A 15,436-nucleotide genomic window follows, 5' to 3' on the forward strand; every position below is an offset into this window, starting at 1 on the left:
ATGGGGCATTGGGCATGGGGCATGGGGCATGAATTCTTCCTAACCCCTAACTCCTAACTCCCCACTCCCCACTCCCCACTCCCCAGACAATAGAGTAAACTATTTACTTGTAGTGTAGTTTTGTAAAATTATCTTGCTCAATTGTTCTATAGTTATGACACTTTCAGCAGATGTTTACGGGATGGCCACAGCACCAACTATAGCTCCCGAACGGTCTAGTCAAGTTACCAGCAAGCCGTATCCGAATTACAAAGTGATTGTATTAAATGATGATTTTAATACATTCCCATATGTGGCTGAATGTTTGATGAAATATATTCCGGGGATGACTGGCGATCGCGCGTGGGATCTGACTAATCAGGTACACTATGAAGGTCAAGCGATCGTCTGGGTCGGTCCCCAAGAACCTGCGGAACTCTATCATCAGCAGCTGCGCCGAGCAGGTTTGACAATGGCACCTCTAGAAGCAGCTTAATCATCATGGGCAAACCCACCGTAAATCCCCTCCGGGCAGCTTCCCAAAAAGCTGCCAGACTGGTTTGGAATCACTCGACACACCTTTGTGGTCTGATCCCGATTTTAGAACGTCTTTGTCAGCAGGATAGCATCCAAACCGTGACACCGGGAGTGATTGGGCGGGCAAAAGGTCATTGCCCAAAAATGCAACTGCGTGTCTCAGTACCAATTCGCGGCGGCTATAAAGTAATTGCACGGCAGGGGAAGACGGTACAAGAGGTGTTCATTTTGACCACTTTGGCTCAGTCAGAACTGGAAACGGCATTAGCGATCGCTATGAAATCTTAATCATGCCCAATGCCCCATACATGACTATTCCTCAACACGGTGGACTGCAAATTTGTGTAGTGGCAGACTAACAATACAAGAAAAAGTTAAGAAATATGACAGAGCTGTAGTTATTCTCAAAGTCATGACTATAGATTCCCAGTCGGGTAAAACTATTTTCTCGATACCAAAGGCTACACAATAAACTAACCAGTAAGTAAAGCTCATTCTAAACAGAATCTGCTCTGTTTGTTCCATATCATTTTTTTGCTCCTTACCGTCCCACAGTAATATTAGTCCAATAATGCAAGCTACAAAGGAAACAGCAACTACAAATTCGTGACAAAATATATTTAACGAATGCATTTGTGTTTATTCCCATATTTTTCAGTTAAAGATCAGTCTAAAGGAATATTGCTTGTAGAAATACAAAATATTTACAAACCTCAATAGAGTCATGCAGTTTATGTAAACAAATGCAACAAAAATTGTTGTTTTACAAATCTAGATATTTTTAATAAAAATTAAGTATTTCTGTTAAGCAGGCGATCGCGGATTGAATCAGGAAATATCAATTTTGAGGTTCAACAAGCGATCGCGCTGCTAACCCCTTTGAGAAATTCAAAATTGAGATAATTCAAAATTTGAAAATTGAAAAATTATTTAATTAATTTTGAATTGTGAATTTTGAATTGGAGCGTAGCGAGGGTCATGTCTGCCAGAATGCTACACAAAATCGCTTCATATTGAGTTTTTTCAACCCATGATCACCAACTACTAACCAAACAGTTATTGCTAAAATTCAAACTCTGGTTGCCAAAATTTGAACCTTTGCAGCTAATGCAACATCATTCATAAGAAATCTTTAAGCGTTTGCAGCTATTGTATAAAGAGTTGCTGCAAAGGCTTCATACTTTGCAACAATTGCTAGTTAATTCATAATAAATCTTTAAGCATTTGTAGCAATTCTATAAGTAGTTGCTGCAAATGCTTCATACTTTGCAGCTAATGCAACATCATTCATAAGAAATCTTTAAGCGTTTACAGCAATTTTATAAGTAGTTGCTGCAAATGTCTCATACTTTGCAACAATTGCTCTGCCATCTATAAGCATCGCTTAAATCATTGCAGCAATCATTGCATTAAGCTTATAAATGCATTTAATACGAGAACACATCATAGTTTGCTAATTGCTGGATGAATTGCTGCGTGTTCAAGAGATTGCACTTGTTTGAAGACAATAGCTCAGAAAGCTTAACAATTTTCTGCTGATGTTTCACAAGCACCAATACTCACCCAGCAGCTAGAACCATCTTCCCAATGCTCTTTCTTCCAAATGGGTGCTTGGTGTTTAAGCGTATCAATAGCATACTGACAAGCTTCAAACGCCTCACTCCGATGAGGACAACCCACTGCTACTAAAACGCTAATTTCTCCAACTTGCAAACGTCCGGTGCGATGATGAATCACTACCCGATTCACATCAGATATAGATAAGCGAATATCAGCAGCAATTTGATAAAATATCCGCAATGCCATAGGTTCGTAAGCTTGATACTCTAGAGCAATTACAGGTTTACCATCAGTTTGATTGCGAACCACGCCACTCATTATAACCACAGCACCGTTGGCTGGATCGTCAGACTTGGCGTAGATTTCTTCAAGAGACAATGGTGCAAAGCTAATGGCAAAACTATCTTCAGCTCTTGGTTTAACAGCAGAGGCAAGTGTAATCGTCATAACTGCGTTGGTATTATGTAGGCTTTTTCTATTCTCTCTGAACAAAACGCTGCTGGTATATATTTAGTTGCTCTTGCTAATGCTTTTGGGCAAAACTTTTAGGATAACAAGAACAATTGAATTTCTGTAAAGAAATATATATAGGAATCCGATTTGATTTCTGAAAACATACTGAGACTGAAAATCCCGTTTGATCAGGGTTTCATCCGAAATCTTGTTCAAAAATCAGATATGAGTCCTATAATTAACATAGTTACATATATTACCGCCTAACTATCTTAGTCTCAGTAATTTTATCTCCCCACAAAAAATTATTAGGGTGTAAATATTCTAAAATTTACTTAAAATAACCAAAATTCTCGCTTATCCTTATTAAAGGAGATTAGTATAATTAAAGTCATCAAGCTATATGCTTGCTATGTTATTTAAATAATCTGCTCGTGACTTTATTGAGCTTGCTGAGTTTCCCACTTACCGAGTATTCCTATGAAATCTTTAGTGTGTAACAAAGAAGCAGCAAGGCTTGAGGCTCTGCGTCAGTACCAGATTCTCGACACTCCACCAGAAGAAACATTCGACGAGCTAGCGTTCTTAGCGGCACAGATTTGTAACACACCGATCGCCTTGATTAATCTAATTGACGCTAACCGCCAGTGGTTCAAAGCTAAGGTGGGGTTAGATGTACAGGAAATGCCACGAGATCAGGGGTTCGGCTCGATTTGCATGGAAAGTGGCGAAGTTTTGATTATTCCTGACACCTTAGCTGATGAACGATTTGCGACGAATCCTATAGTCACTTCTGCTGAACTTGGTGTGAGATTTTATGCAGGCGTACCTTTGTTAGCACCAGGAAAAGAAGCGATCGGGACTCTATGTATAGTTGATTGCGTACCACGCCAAATCAGTTCCAAACAGGTAGAAGCACTGCAAAATCTTAGCCGCGTGGTAGTTAGACAACTAGAGAGCCGGCGAAATTTAGTTGAACTGGAAAGCATCAAACAGGGTTATAAAGAGGCACAAGAAGCATTACACCAAAGCGAATCTATTTTGGGCAGTTTCTTTAAACAAGCGGCATTGCTAGATATTGTCAGTGATGCAATTGTCGTGCAAGATTCGTCTAACAAAATTTTATTATGGAACAAAAATGCTGAGAAAGTTTACGGCTGGAAGTCAGAAGAAGCTATAGGTAGGAAGTCAGATGAACTTTTGTCTACTGAATCTTTGTCGGCAAATCTAGAAATTTATCAGACTGTCTTAAAGGATGGATCTTGGCAAGGTGAGTTACAGAAAACCAGCAAATCTGGTAAAAAAGTCATCGTTGAAAGTCGCTGGACGCTGATAGATGATCAACATTCTCAAGCTAAATCAATCCTTGTAGTTGATACCGATATTAGCCAGAAAAAACAAATAGAAAAAAACTCTTTACGTGCTCAACGCCTGGAAAGTATAGGCACTCTTGCTAGTGGCATTGCTCACGATTTAAATAATGTGTTATCACCAATTTTGATGTCAGTGCATCTGCTCAAAGCTAAAACCTATGATCAACAAATTAGCCAGATGCTGTCAATAATAGAAAGCAATGCCAAACGTGGTGCTGATTTGGTAAAGCAAGTGCTGTCATTTGCTAGGGGAATTGAAGGCGATGTCCAAGGACAAGTCGCTACGCGTCAGCACACCGTGCTTCAAGTCAAATACCTGATTTTAGAAATACAGCAAATTATCTCACAAACATTTCCTAAATCAATCGCAGTGTACACAGAAATTCATGAGGAACTATTACCTATTTGTGCCGATAGTACCCAAGTATATCAGATATTGATTAATTTGTCTCTGAATGCGCGGGATGCCATGCCTACAGGCGGAACTTTAACAATATCTGCTGAGAATATTTGGATTGATGAAACTTATGCCAGTATGCATCTAGAAGCTAGAGTTGGTGCTTACATTGTTCTGACAGTTGCTGATACGGGGCTTGGAATCAACAGTGAAATATTAGATAGAATATTTGAACCATTTTTTACAACAAAAGAGTTGGGTAAAGGTACAGGACTTGGGCTATCAACAGTAATGGCGATTATTAAAGAACACGGTGGTTTAATCAACGTGTCAAGTTGTGTAGGCAATGGGACAAAGTTTAAGGTGTATTTGCCAGCAGTTAATCAAGTTCCAATCCAGTTATTAGAAAATATAGAAATACCAACTGGATCTGGAGAATGTATTTTGATTGTAGATGATGAAGCTGCCATTCAGGAAATTACTAAAACATCGCTAGAAAACTATAATTACACAGCAATTACTGCTAGTGATGGTATGGAAGCATTAGAAATTTATGCCCAGCATAAAGATAAAATTAGTGCTGTAATTATCGATATGATCATGTCCAATATGGATGGAGCAACTACAATTCGCATATTGCAAAATATAAATCCGTTATTGCCGATTATTGTTGTCAGTGGGCTTGTAAAAAATGAACAAATCCCAATCCATAAAACAGCTGAACATACAGCTTTTTTACCAAAACCTTACACAACGCAAGAATTATTGAAAACTCTACATGCAGTTATTAGTCAATAGTATAATTTGCATTATCTAGACGATCGCAGTTATATTTACCTTTAATCTCTTGGCTGAAAAAGCTGCCAATTGAATCAGAGGAATGTAAATCTTCCCAAGTATTCTCGTCTACGCCTAAGTAAGATTTTTGTAACCCACGGAGGTGGGTTTTGTCTGTGTAGTTGCGCTTTCTAACCGCCCTTTTAACTGTATTAATCCCTAACTACTCAACGCCTTTAAGAATCGTTGCAAACTCTTAAACACACTGGGCTTTCTCTGTGGTGTCGCATCTGTTGTTGTTTGTGGTTGTCCCTTCAAGAGGATGAGATCCAACTCATCACCCGATGGTTTTGTGGGTAATTCGGCAATTCTTTGATATTCACCGTTAGTTTCCAGCCAAACTTCCCACTGTCCTGGGTAGCAGCGACATAGGGCACTTTGATCGTCTATGGGGCGCAGGTAATAACAGGATTCAATGGTATTGGTGAAACGCTGGCGAGTTTGCCTTGCTGCATAACCAATACCCACAACCCCGGAATCTTCTAAGCGGGGATTTAAGAAGACTACAGGGCGATCGCCTATTTCTTCACATAACTTTTCCAACTGCGGTACTTCTACGGAAGTGGGAGCAATGAATAAGAAAATTTCATCCTCTGGCTGAATTTTTGTCTGCAAGGAAGCAGCCCTACCCGTACCAATATCCAAAATTTGAAATGGTGCATCAGCCCAATTGCGGCGGGCTAAGGCCGCAGCCCCAGCGTCAGCAAAGAAAATCTTCAAACGGGAACCATATTCTGTAAACAGGGGCAGAAATTGTTCCGCCACCGGCATATACTTGAGTTCTGGGAACAAGAACTCAACTTGTAGGCGAGTACAGCCATCGGCAAGGGCAGCTTGGACGGCTACACGAGATTGGGCGATCGCATCTTCAAGACTATTGGGAAGTTCACTCATGGTTTATATGTCACTCTAGCATTACTTCCATTGTTTCAGTATTAGCTCTGATTTTGGCGTTGCTAAATTTTAATATGAATAATTTGGTCTTGATATGGGAACCTTAAAAATAAAGTATTGATATCAAGGTCTTTGATGAAACCTGTTTTGCGTAAAGGTAAATTAACAAAATGGAAGGATGACAAAGGTTTTGGCTTCATCCGCTCCAGTGATGGCAGTCAAGACGTTTTTATTCATATCACTGCACTCCAAGAAACAAATCATCGTCCACAAGTTGGTAATGTGATTTGCTATCAGCTAACGGCTGATAAAGACGGAAGAATTCATGCTTGCAACGCCTTCATTGAAGGAGTTGTATCCAAACCTATGCCGATAATCTCATCTTTGGCAATCGAGAAAGAAACATTCCAGCCTAAAGCTAAATATTCTTTAATTTTCGAGGTATTGCTCTTATCTTTATTACCAGGTTTAGGAGCAATGCATTTTGCATTGACGACTTTCAACCCAATTCCTCTGATTCTTTATCCTGTGATAAGTTTTGTTACCTTTGCACTGTATGCGGATGATAAATCTCGTGCAAAACAGGGGCGTTGGAGAGTACCAGAAAGAACATTACATTTGTGTGAATTCATGGGTGGATAGTTGGGGGGATTCATCGCCCAACGAAGATTACGTCACAAAAGTAGGAAGGTTTCATACCAAGTTGTATTTTGGGTAATAGTAGCTATTCATCTGATATTTTGGTTGGATTGGCTTTTCTTTGGGAGAAGACTGGTGGGTTTATTTCTCAGCATTATAGAGGGTAGCAGAAAAAATAAGCAAAACAAACTGCTCAGTCGAGATTGCCTGACTACTTGCCCATTTTTCGATCTGCTGTTGAAGTTGAGGAAGAAAGTTTATAGGAGTAAATGCAAAGGTGCTTCACATCCCAATTTTAGAAGTGCGATCGCATAGAAGACACTCTCAAAATTTTACCTGTTGGTAAAAGACTCGTTTAAGGCTTTGGGCGACAGTGATATAGAGCGCCAATCAGATAAAACCGAGATATTTTGATACGCGATACCCAACCCAAATCCCCACAAGGCCACCAATGACGCCCAAGAGGATCGAGGTGAACGATAGCAAACTTCCACCCCACAATGCAGGGATGTAACTGCCAATCGTAGAGCCAACAAACATCCCAATTCCAATGATGGTTTTACTCATTCAAGAAAAGCCTTAATCAAAAGTAATGAAAATAAGTCATGCTTGAACTCCTTTATGACTCAAAATATTACCTTTTGGGAAAAAACTTGTTTAACACTTTCGGCAACCGTGACATAGGGAGCTACGCTCACCCGTACTCTGGAACTTGCACCAGATCAGCGATGTCTACGACGGGCTACGCCTACGCATTTCCCAAACGAGTGAAGTGATTCGGATTCAGCGTCAGGAGAACAGCTACCTCTGCCTTCAAGGCAGCTTGAGCAATCAGAGCATCGAAAATACCGCCACCAGGAAAGTTTAAGGCTGCCATTTGTGCGATCGCAGCCTGATAGTCATTGGAGAGTAGTGGAATCCCCTCAAGATACTGCAAAAGTATCTACAATAATGCTCTGAGCCTGTTGGGGAGTAATACGCGGCTAAATGGGTAAGCGCGTGATTACAAAATACGTTTCTGCCAAACTGTGAGTTGAGATAAATCCTTGAACTTCTATAGATTTTGCTGCCTTCAGCCGTGAGAAGTAAACAGAATGCTTCGGGTGATTGACAGTTAATGCAGCAACCAACACAGAGGTATCAAACAAGACTTTCATAAAGCCATCTGATCTTGAATGCGTTCTTCTCTCAACTCATCAATGAAGGTATTCAAATCAAAGTTTTCTGGTAATTGGGCATCTACAACCAAAATCCCTTCTTTTCGATAGACTTTTGGTTGGTTAGAAGACAGTAGATTGGTTGCTTCTGCCGTTTGCTGAGTGAGTGCATCAATTTTTTCAGCGATCGCTTGCAAAATAAACTGCTCAGTCGATATTCCCTGACTGCTTGCCCATTTTTCGATCTTCTGTTGGAGTTGGGGAGGAAAGTTCATAGTAGTAAACATAAAAGTGCTTCACGTCTCAATTTTAGAGTGCGATCAATGCTTAACTAAAGATAAATCCGGTGTCAGCCTCTGCAAAACTTGCTTCAACACCATCGCTGCTAGGATATAAGTATCCTATTTTGGGATTATCCGAAAATGGGTTTATTGTGTTTAACGTATACATAGTGCTAAAGCCAAGGCACAATGAAATTTGTTTTCATCCAGGACTATAAAATATTCCGTCGCTGTATGATTGCAGCTCGTAAGGAGGCAAAACTAACTCAAGAGACGCTTGCTAAATCCTTGAAAAAGCCACAATCTTTTGTAGCCAAATATGAAAACGGTGAACGGCGGTTAGATGTAATTGAGTTTCTGTTAGTTACTCGCGTAATCGGCATAGATCCTTGCGATCTTCTCAAAAGAATTGAACAAGGAATATCTGAAGCATCTTGTGAGGAGGAGATATGAATACACAGGATGTAATCGGGCTGGCATCTCAGTACCTAGATAATTTATCGGGTCATATTTTTGACGTTTTAGATATATCTAAGCCTGTAACTGTAGACGCAGCGCTAAACTTGACTAAAATTATCTCAAAGCTTTCACCCTTACTCGGAAATTTAATCGAATTTAACACAGTTGAATTTTTGAATAAACAAAATGAATTTTCTAAGTTTGGAAAGTGGCACAGGCAAGATCCAGGCTTTCCAGATACTATTTTCGTGGGAAGAGTTCAGCCAACACCAGGATTAGAGATTAAAGCATGGTTTCCATTAGCAACGGAAATAACAGCACGCTTTAAAGACAGCCAAAATCACTTTCAGTATGATCAGACCTATGTTGCTATGCTGGCATGGTTGCCTGAGAAAATTATCTATGGCAAGCCTCGTATTCTTGATGTATGTGTTGTCTCTGGTTTATCTGTAGCTTTAGCTAGAGATACTCATTATCATAATCCGCCAGATTATCTTGTTTTGGAGCCAGAAGATACAACTCAAAGAACAGCAAATTTACAGCAGACAAACACTAGCGGTTATAAATTTCAAGGATCTGCCGAAGAACTCTTAGAAGCTCAAAAAATAGTTTACTCATGGGGTGTTGAAGGAAAAATCTATAAACCAACTAGAGAATATCAGCGCCTTCTGCGTGAACTGTTGATCCGGTACAAATACAGACTAGATACTAATTTTGCAAAGATGGACAGAATCGTACATCCAGGTATTGAAAAATTTAAGCAGCGTGTCTATAACATTGAAGTTTCTGGTATTAAAGTTGGTCAATGGAATAGGCTTCTATCAAGCCGTCGAGAAGACAGTATCAAGAAATCTCTACAAGATTATCTAGAGATTAGAGAAGAGAGTATTGATGAACTTCTTGATTAAATCTCTGCACTCCATAATAAAAATAATCTGGATCAATTTCGCAAGAGTAAGCTTTTCGTCTTAGTTTACGCGCTGCTAGAGATGCACTGAACAGTCCACCGAAAGGTTCCCATATAACATCGTTTTTATCACTTGATGCTTCAAGAATAACGCTCATCAAATCCAGAGGCTTCTGATTAAGATGTAGTGCTTTTCCAGAAGGAGTCTTAACTCTCTCATCACCCCTTAGAGCTTGCCGATCCCAAACATTTGTAAAACCATGAGGGCATCTGAATTTGGAGCGCATCTTACTCCATTCTTGTCCTGTTAAGGATTGATTCCCATCCAAAGAAAAATAAGGTCTTCCTTCTGGACTACCATGCTCATTTGCATAGTTCACTAACCTCTCAAACATCTCTGGAGGAGGGAAATACCATAAATGTCCTTGATCAAAATACTTCCTAGTTGCAGCATTAGCTACACCACAAGCATCGTTTGCTCGTCGTAGTCGTAATCCAGAACGTTTCCACTCTTCTAGCAACCATACTTTCAACGTCAGTTCGTTGACTTTAACTTCTCTTACATATTGAACACACACTTCTGTAACTACAGGGAATCTACGAATTTTTTCTGTATTAACATTCCCTGCGATATGACCTTTTCCTTTGTTCCAAATATTACAATTAACATAACGCCAACCGTACTTTTCTAAAAGTGGATGTACAACAGCCCAGCCAATTTCTGAATTCCAAAACCAAAGTGTTGTGCATGGTATGGCTGCTTTTGACCATGCTTCAATATGAGGTTTATACCAATTAGGTAAATCAGTATGATCTGAAGTGTCTCCTTCAAAACCAAGAACACCGTAAGCTCCATCTGAAACGATGACCGTAGGCTGCTCCCAATTGTTATAGTGTTCGAGACTATCGCCTAGATATAGAGCAACACTTTCATCATTCCACACAGAAAAATTTAAGTTGGTGTTGAGATTGACTAGTTTTCCACGACCAACTGTGCTGATAGCCTTGCGTTTTAAGGTGTTGGGGAAACTAGGTTCTGGGTTAGATAGACTCATTTATTGGTTTACGTGGCTCTAAAACTTGATAGAGCTTATTTTATCCTATTTTGGGATATTTTTATATTGATAGACACTAGAATTAACCGTGACATATCGCCTTAGCAGTTCTGCCAAAGAATGTGACGGTGGTGAAGGGTTCTATATGCTAAAGGTGATCGCATCTTCAAGATTATCGGGAAGTTAATTCATAGTTTATTATGTCGGTTTAGCATTACTCCCATTGTTCCAGTATTAACTCTTATTTTTGGCAGGAGCCACATAGAGCGCTGCGATTGAAAATTACAGTTGAACTGAAGATAGATCAAGCTGTAATACTAGTGCCCTAACTATTTACTAATATTTATTTACTACTCTAAGTCTACAGTTATAATTGTATTTCTTTCTGTCATGCCTTAAAGGAAAGCAATGCCAAAGCAGTATAAAAGTTCACATATATTTGTACCTGGTGGAATGCCACAGCATACTTATGTGGCTCGCTCCGAAAGGAATTTGGAAAATAAATTACGTTCAGCAACCGACAATTTGTGCAAATTAGTGACTATAACAGGTGCGACTAAATCGGGTAAAACTGTTCTAACTAATAAAGTATTTCCAAGAAATGAGAAAGGTCTTTGGATAGATGGCGGAACAATTGGAGAAGAGAATGATCTTTGGAATTATATTTTAACAGAAATTCATGGCTACACTGATTTAGAGTTAGAAAAGTCACAGGAAACTACATCGTCAATTAAAGGTCAAATCGAAGCGGAAGCAAGCATACCTCTTTTTTTAAAGGGAAAAGGAAATTTGGGGTCAGATTACTCACAAAATCGTGGTATGGCACAAACTAAGAGTATTTCTCTTAGCCCACGCTCTGCCGCCATAACCCAACTTCGTAAGGCAAATATTCCCCTAATTATTGATGATTTTCACTATCTTAATAGAGACTTTCAGGGAAATATTATTCGTGCTCTAAAACCCTTGATTTTTGAGGGTCTTCCAGTTATTCTCATTGCCATACCTCATCGTAGATATGATGCGGTAAAAGTAGAAAGAGAAATTACTGGAAGGCTTGAATCAATACCCATTCCAACCTGGAATAATGAAGAGTTATTGGAGATTCCAAATGAAGGTTTTCCTTTACTGAATGTACATTTATCTAAATCCATTGGCTTGCGTTTAGCATCGCAAGCGTATGGCAGCCCTCATCTCATGCAGGAATTCTGCCGTGAACTTACAAGCTTTCACAAAGTTGAAACAACTTTATCAGAAAGGTTAGAAATAGATAATATAACTGATGAACTATTTATTAAAGTTGCAGAAGGAACAGGAAAAATTGTATTTGATAAATTAGCAAAGGGGCCTAGACAAAGGACTGATAGACTTCCAAGAATGCTGAAAAGTGGTGAAACCGCTGATATCTATAAAGTCATATTGTTGGCTCTAGCTCAACTATCTCCTGGGCTTGAAACCATCGAATATGAACAGTTGAGATCAGTTATAAAAGATGTCTTAATAGACAATATCCCTCAAGGTCATGAAGTAACAAGGGTGCTGGAAAAAATGACTGAAATTGCATCTAGTGATGAAGCTTCAACACCAGTACTCGATTGGGATAGAGAGGAACAAAAACTTCATATTACTGATCCCTTTTTTGCCTTCTTTCTGAAGTGGGGAGTGCAACATCTGTAAGGATTCCATGATCGCATGGATGAGTTCAAGGCGATCTCCTTCAGAGAAACTTCGCCAACGCTCACTGGCAGTTGATGGGCTTGCTCTTTAAGCTCTTGCAGGGACATAGAAAACACTCCGACAAATGCTGTATCTAAATTTTAGTATGAGCTATCAACGCTTAACTAAAGATAAATCCGGTGTTAGCCTTTGCAAAACTTGCTTCAACACCATCACTGTCCAATCTACATCAGCTTCAGTCGTATCACGCCCCAATGTGATGCGAATTCCGCCCAAGGCAGCTTTTTCGGAATAGCCCATCGCTAACAATATCGGGCTAGGGCTAAGTTTACCACTATGACAGGCAGCACCAGCACTGATGCCGATACCTGCAAGGTTTAGCTGTCGTACCAAGGTTTTACCGCTCAATTTTTCTCCATCGGCATTTTCTAGGCACATACTGACATGGTGAGGTAAACGATCGCAAGCATCACCTGTAGGAATTAAACCAGGAATCTCAGCTAGTTGGGCAAAAGCGCGATCGCGTAACTCAATCAACCGTGGTGTTTCTGTAGCCAATTCTTGTGCTGCTAATTCTGCTGCTATACCAAACCCCGCAATTATCGGTACTGCTTGCGTACCAGAACGCAGTCCCATTTCTTGTCCACCACCACCCAGTAAGGGCATCAAATCCACATCAGGACGCACGTACAACGCCCCTGCACCTTGAGGACCATATATTTTATGACTGGAAAGGCTAAGTAAGTCTACAGCGAGTTGTTGCACATCTATGGGTAAGCGTCCCGCAGCTTGCACCGCATCTGTATGGAACAAAGCCCCATGCGATCGCACAATCTTACCCAATTCTGCGATCGGTTGCACTGTCCCTACTTCACTTTGACCGTAAATTACGGAAACTAAAACTGTGTTATGTCGCAACGCCGCCTTTAAATCCAAGGGATTGACTCTACCTTTAACATCTACAGACAAGCGCGTAACTTCCCAACCCCACATCTCTAGCAACCGTACTGTCTCAGAAATTGCGGAATGCTCAACGCTGGAAATAATTAGATGTTGAGGAACAGCATACAACCGAGCCACACCCATAATCGCCAAATTATCTGCCTCAGTGCCGCCAGAGGTAAAGATGATCGATTCAGGAGTGGCGGCGTTAATTAAACCAGCAACTTGGACTCTGGCTTGTTCCACAACCGTTGCAGCCCGTTGTCCCCACTCATGTAAGCTGGAAGGATTGCCCCACTGTTGAGTGAGGACTGTTTGCATAACTGCGATCGCTTCTTTTCGAGTGGGTGTAGTGGCGCTGTAATCTAGATAAATTTGCATATAACTGAATAATGGTGGGAACACACGCTAGTAATAAGCTGCTGATCTTCTCAGCATATACAGTTTGAGTGGACAAATCCTGAAAAAAATCTCTGTAATTCTGCCTCTAGCAGTGGATTTTTCCCTTGAAGAAAGAAAGCTATTTCTCTACTTAATTCAAAACAGAAAATTTTGGGAATGATAAATATATCCACTCCTAATCCACTTTTAACAGATTACAGTGCAATTTATCTCTAGACAAAGATATTTTTTATATATCTTTTTACTGATCTTTCCCCTCGCTAGTTGTCAACGAGTCCAGTCCTACAATCAGCGTCCAGCACCCTTACTACAAGACCCGTTAGTTCAAGTTTACTTTAACCATTCTGAGTCTTCAGAATACAAAGAAGCTTACCGTCAGCAAACTCGCCTGGGGGATGATTTAGAAAAACAGATTGTCGATGCTATTTCGCACGCTAAATCTACAGTAGATGTGGCGGTGCAAGAATTACATTTACCCAAAGTTGCCCAAGCATTGGTTGATAGACAAAAAGCTGGGGTAAAAGTCAGGATAATTTTAGAAAATACCTACAGCCGACCTTGGAGTAGTTTAACATCTACTGAAGTAGGTAAGTTAGATAAAAGAGAACAGGAACGCTATCACGAATTCCGCCAATTTATCGATATTAACCAAGATAATCAACTCAGTCCAACAGAAATCAATCAAAGAGATGCTTTGATAATTTTGCAGAATGCCAAAATTGCCTGGATAGATGATCGAGCAGATGGTTCAGCCGGTAGCAATTTGATGCATCACAAATTTGTGATTGTGGACGATCGCATTGTAATTATCACTTCGGCCAATTTTACTTTAAGTGATACTTCTGGGGATTTCACAAATTCCAGCAGTTTAGGTAATGCAAATAACTTATTACAGATTGACAGCCCGGAATTAGCATCTTTATTTACAGAAGAGTTTAACATCATGTGGGGAGATGGTCCGGGAGGTCAGCCAGATAGTCAATTTGGTTTAAAAAAGCCAATGCGTTTACCTAAACTAATAACTTTAGGAACAAGCCAAATTACTGTGCAATTTTCGCCTACTTCTCCAACTCAACCTTGGATTAACAGTAGTAATGGTTTAATTGGTAAAACTTTAGATTCAGCAACTAAATCTATTGATATGGCGTTATTTGTTTTTTCCGAACAGCGTCTTGCCAATATTTTAGAAAAACGCCATGAACAAAGTGTGCAAATTCGCGCTTTAATTGAACCACAATTTGCCTATCGTCCTTATAGCGAAGCATTAGATATGATGGGGGTTGCTCTCAGTAACAAATGTAAATATGAAGTTGATAACCATCCTTGGTCAAATCCAATTACTACTGTAGGCGTACCTGTGTTACCCAAAGGCGATTTATTGCATCACAAATTTGGTGTTATTGATAGTCAAACAGTAATTACAGGTTCTCATAATTGGTCAGATGCTGCTAATAGTGGTAACGATGAGACACTTGTAGTAATTAAAAGTCCCATAGTGGCTGCCCATTATGTGCGAGAATTTGCTCGTATTTATACCAAAATTAAACCTGGCTTACCACCAGGAATTCAAGAAAAAATTAAATTAGAACAAACACGGTGTCCCCAGATAAAAACTTCTTCATCAAGTGAACTTCAATCAATTCAAAAAGTAAATATCAACACCGCAAGTCTAGAAGAATTAGCAACTCTCCCTGGTGTGGGTAAGAAATTAGCACAGAGGATAATTATTAGCCGTCAACAGCAAAAATTTACATCTTTACAAGACTTAGAAAGAGTTCCAGGAGTTAAGGCGAAGACATTGGAAAAATGGCGCGATTGCCTGATTTGGTAATAGGGGTGTACAACTAGCTGTGCGCCCCTACGATGGTTTGTATTCTACGTAGTTAAAAA

At 39.9% G+C, this 15,436-nt stretch carries 17 protein-coding genes; 8 read left to right on the forward strand and 9 right to left on the reverse strand.

Features of this window, described 5'->3' with window-relative positions; genetic code table 11:
• Positions 1-148: 148 nt before the first annotated feature.
• The gene (gene clpS, locus V7K36_RS02290; RefSeq protein WP_334828168.1) at positions 149-475 is read left to right on the forward strand and encodes an ATP-dependent Clp protease adapter ClpS; all 327 of its coding nucleotides are present in this window, start codon (positions 149-151) and stop codon (positions 473-475) included.
• A 5-nt stretch (positions 476-480) separates the two neighbouring features.
• On the forward strand, positions 481-804 hold the full coding sequence (locus V7K36_RS02295; protein ID WP_335112850.1) for a DUF2103 domain-containing protein: 324 nt from the start codon (positions 481-483) through the stop codon (positions 802-804).
• A gap of 24 nt (positions 805-828) precedes the next feature.
• Here the strand turns inward: V7K36_RS02295 and V7K36_RS02300 are convergent, their stop codons facing one another.
• Together V7K36_RS02300 and V7K36_RS02305 are read right to left on the reverse strand one after the other, a co-directional pair.
• Positions 829-1,149 (reverse strand): hypothetical protein, encoded by a 321-nt coding sequence (locus V7K36_RS02300; protein WP_334828083.1) that lies wholly within the window; start codon positions 1,147-1,149, stop codon positions 829-831.
• A gap of 888 nt (positions 1,150-2,037) precedes the next feature.
• Complete coding sequence (locus V7K36_RS02305; protein ID WP_334828080.1) at positions 2,038-2,523, reverse strand: molybdenum cofactor biosynthesis protein MoaE; 486 nt, start codon at positions 2,521-2,523, stop codon at positions 2,038-2,040.
• A gap of 486 nt (positions 2,524-3,009) precedes the next feature.
• Here V7K36_RS02305 and V7K36_RS02310 point away from each other — a divergent pair, with 486 nt between their 5' ends.
• Positions 3,010-5,097, forward strand: a complete 2,088-nt coding sequence (locus V7K36_RS02310) for a hybrid sensor histidine kinase/response regulator (protein ID WP_335112852.1) — start codon at positions 3,010-3,012, stop codon at positions 5,095-5,097.
• Here the strand turns inward: V7K36_RS02310 and V7K36_RS02315 are convergent.
• Positions 5,087-5,293, reverse strand: a complete 207-nt coding sequence (locus tag V7K36_RS02315; protein ID WP_335112947.1) for a KTSC domain-containing protein — start codon at positions 5,291-5,293, stop codon at positions 5,087-5,089. The two genes, V7K36_RS02310 and V7K36_RS02315, sit on opposite strands and share 11 nt — an antisense overlap.
• A gap of 2 nt (positions 5,294-5,295) precedes the next feature.
• Positions 5,296-6,030 carry a DUF1995 family protein gene (locus V7K36_RS02320; RefSeq protein ID WP_334941634.1) on the reverse strand — a complete coding sequence of 245 codons (735 nt, stop codon included), beginning with the start codon at positions 6,028-6,030 and terminating at the stop codon, positions 5,296-5,298.
• 135 nt (positions 6,031-6,165) lie between these two features.
• Between V7K36_RS02320 and V7K36_RS33935 the strand changes: the two genes are divergently transcribed.
• Entirely contained in the window at positions 6,166-6,672 is a 507-nt protein-coding gene (locus V7K36_RS33935; RefSeq protein WP_442948425.1) for a DUF1294 domain-containing protein, read from the forward strand.
• 745 nt (positions 6,673-7,417) lie between these two features.
• On the opposite strand, the gene V7K36_RS02335 is transcribed toward V7K36_RS33935, so the two are convergent.
• Genes V7K36_RS02335 through V7K36_RS02345 form a run of 3 tightly spaced genes read right to left on the reverse strand, consistent with a single transcriptional unit; the run spans position 7,418 to position 8,101 of the window.
• On the reverse strand, positions 7,418-7,606 hold the full coding sequence (locus V7K36_RS02335; RefSeq protein ID WP_335112854.1) for a hypothetical protein: 189 nt from the start codon (positions 7,604-7,606) through the stop codon (positions 7,418-7,420).
• Positions 7,607-7,652: 46 nt separating this feature from the next.
• Positions 7,653-7,826: a type II toxin-antitoxin system VapC family toxin gene (locus tag V7K36_RS02340; protein ID WP_335112856.1), complete on the reverse strand. Its 174-nt coding sequence runs from the start codon at positions 7,824-7,826 to the stop codon at positions 7,653-7,655.
• Positions 7,823-8,101 carry a hypothetical protein gene (locus tag V7K36_RS02345; RefSeq protein WP_335112858.1) on the reverse strand — a complete coding sequence of 93 codons (279 nt, stop codon included), beginning with the start codon at positions 8,099-8,101 and terminating at the stop codon, positions 7,823-7,825. Before V7K36_RS02345 ends, V7K36_RS02340 begins: the two co-directional genes overlap by 4 nt.
• A gap of 195 nt (positions 8,102-8,296) precedes the next feature.
• Between V7K36_RS02345 and V7K36_RS02350 the strand changes: the two genes are divergently transcribed.
• Both V7K36_RS02350 and V7K36_RS02355 read left to right on the forward strand, forming a co-directional pair.
• Positions 8,297-8,560: a helix-turn-helix domain-containing protein gene (locus V7K36_RS02350; protein ID WP_335112860.1), complete on the forward strand. Its 264-nt coding sequence runs from the start codon at positions 8,297-8,299 to the stop codon at positions 8,558-8,560.
• Positions 8,557-9,474 (forward strand): hypothetical protein, encoded by a 918-nt coding sequence (locus tag V7K36_RS02355; RefSeq protein WP_335112862.1) that lies wholly within the window; start codon positions 8,557-8,559, stop codon positions 9,472-9,474. The genes V7K36_RS02350 and V7K36_RS02355 overlap by 4 nt, the downstream gene beginning before the upstream one ends.
• Here the strand turns inward: V7K36_RS02355 and V7K36_RS02360 are convergent.
• Positions 9,440-10,528, reverse strand: coding sequence for a DNA methyltransferase (locus tag V7K36_RS02360; protein WP_335112863.1), 1,089 nt, complete (start codon positions 10,526-10,528; stop codon positions 9,440-9,442). The two genes, V7K36_RS02355 and V7K36_RS02360, sit on opposite strands and share 35 nt — an antisense overlap.
• Before the next feature lie 408 nt (positions 10,529-10,936).
• Here V7K36_RS02360 and V7K36_RS02365 point away from each other — a divergent pair, with 408 nt between their 5' ends.
• Entirely contained in the window at positions 10,937-12,202 is a 1,266-nt protein-coding gene (locus tag V7K36_RS02365) for a hypothetical protein (RefSeq protein WP_335112865.1), read from the forward strand.
• 153 nt (positions 12,203-12,355) lie between these two features.
• Here V7K36_RS02365 and V7K36_RS02370 read toward each other — a convergent pair whose 3' ends face one another.
• On the reverse strand, positions 12,356-13,525 hold the full coding sequence (locus tag V7K36_RS02370) for a cysteine desulfurase family protein (RefSeq protein ID WP_335112867.1): 1,170 nt from the start codon (positions 13,523-13,525) through the stop codon (positions 12,356-12,358).
• A gap of 220 nt (positions 13,526-13,745) precedes the next feature.
• Here V7K36_RS02370 and V7K36_RS02375 point away from each other — a divergent pair, with 220 nt between their 5' ends.
• Complete coding sequence (locus V7K36_RS02375; protein ID WP_335112868.1) at positions 13,746-15,377, forward strand: DUF655 domain-containing protein; 1,632 nt, start codon at positions 13,746-13,748, stop codon at positions 15,375-15,377.
• The last annotated feature ends 59 nt before the right edge of the window (positions 15,378-15,436 follow it).

It is taken from the genome of Nostoc sp., from assembly GCF_036919555.1.
Classification (GTDB): Bacteria; Cyanobacteriota; Cyanobacteriia; order Cyanobacteriales; family Nostocaceae; genus Nostoc.

Excerpts from the sequence above, each read along its gene's own strand:
- V7K36_RS02355 (WP_335112862.1), top strand. The coding sequence starts at position 8,557 with ATGAATACACAGGATGTAATCGGGCTGGCATCTCAGTACCTAGATAAT.
- V7K36_RS02340 (WP_335112856.1), bottom strand. The coding sequence starts at position 7,826 with ATGAAAGTCTTGTTTGATACCTCTGTGTTGGTTGCTGCATTAACTGTC.
- V7K36_RS02305 (WP_334828080.1), bottom strand. The coding sequence starts at position 2,523 with ATGACGATTACACTTGCCTCTGCTGTTAAACCAAGAGCTGAAGATAGT.
- V7K36_RS02295 (WP_335112850.1), top strand. The coding sequence starts at position 481 with ATGGGCAAACCCACCGTAAATCCCCTCCGGGCAGCTTCCCAAAAAGCT.
- V7K36_RS02370 (WP_335112867.1), bottom strand. The coding sequence starts at position 13,525 with ATGCAAATTTATCTAGATTACAGCGCCACTACACCCACTCGAAAAGAA.
- V7K36_RS33935 (WP_442948425.1), top strand. The coding sequence starts at position 6,166 with ATGAAACCTGTTTTGCGTAAAGGTAAATTAACAAAATGGAAGGATGAC.
- V7K36_RS02360 (WP_335112863.1), bottom strand. The coding sequence starts at position 10,528 with ATGAGTCTATCTAACCCAGAACCTAGTTTCCCCAACACCTTAAAACGC.
- V7K36_RS02345 (WP_335112858.1), bottom strand. The coding sequence starts at position 8,101 with ATGAACTTTCCTCCCCAACTCCAACAGAAGATCGAAAAATGGGCAAGC.
- V7K36_RS02365 (WP_335112865.1), top strand. The coding sequence starts at position 10,937 with ATGCCAAAGCAGTATAAAAGTTCACATATATTTGTACCTGGTGGAATG.
- V7K36_RS02350 (WP_335112860.1), top strand. The coding sequence starts at position 8,297 with ATGAAATTTGTTTTCATCCAGGACTATAAAATATTCCGTCGCTGTATG.
- V7K36_RS02320 (WP_334941634.1), bottom strand. The coding sequence starts at position 6,030 with ATGAGTGAACTTCCCAATAGTCTTGAAGATGCGATCGCCCAATCTCGT.
- V7K36_RS02310 (WP_335112852.1), top strand. The coding sequence starts at position 3,010 with ATGAAATCTTTAGTGTGTAACAAAGAAGCAGCAAGGCTTGAGGCTCTG.
- V7K36_RS02300 (WP_334828083.1), bottom strand. The coding sequence starts at position 1,149 with ATGCATTCGTTAAATATATTTTGTCACGAATTTGTAGTTGCTGTTTCC.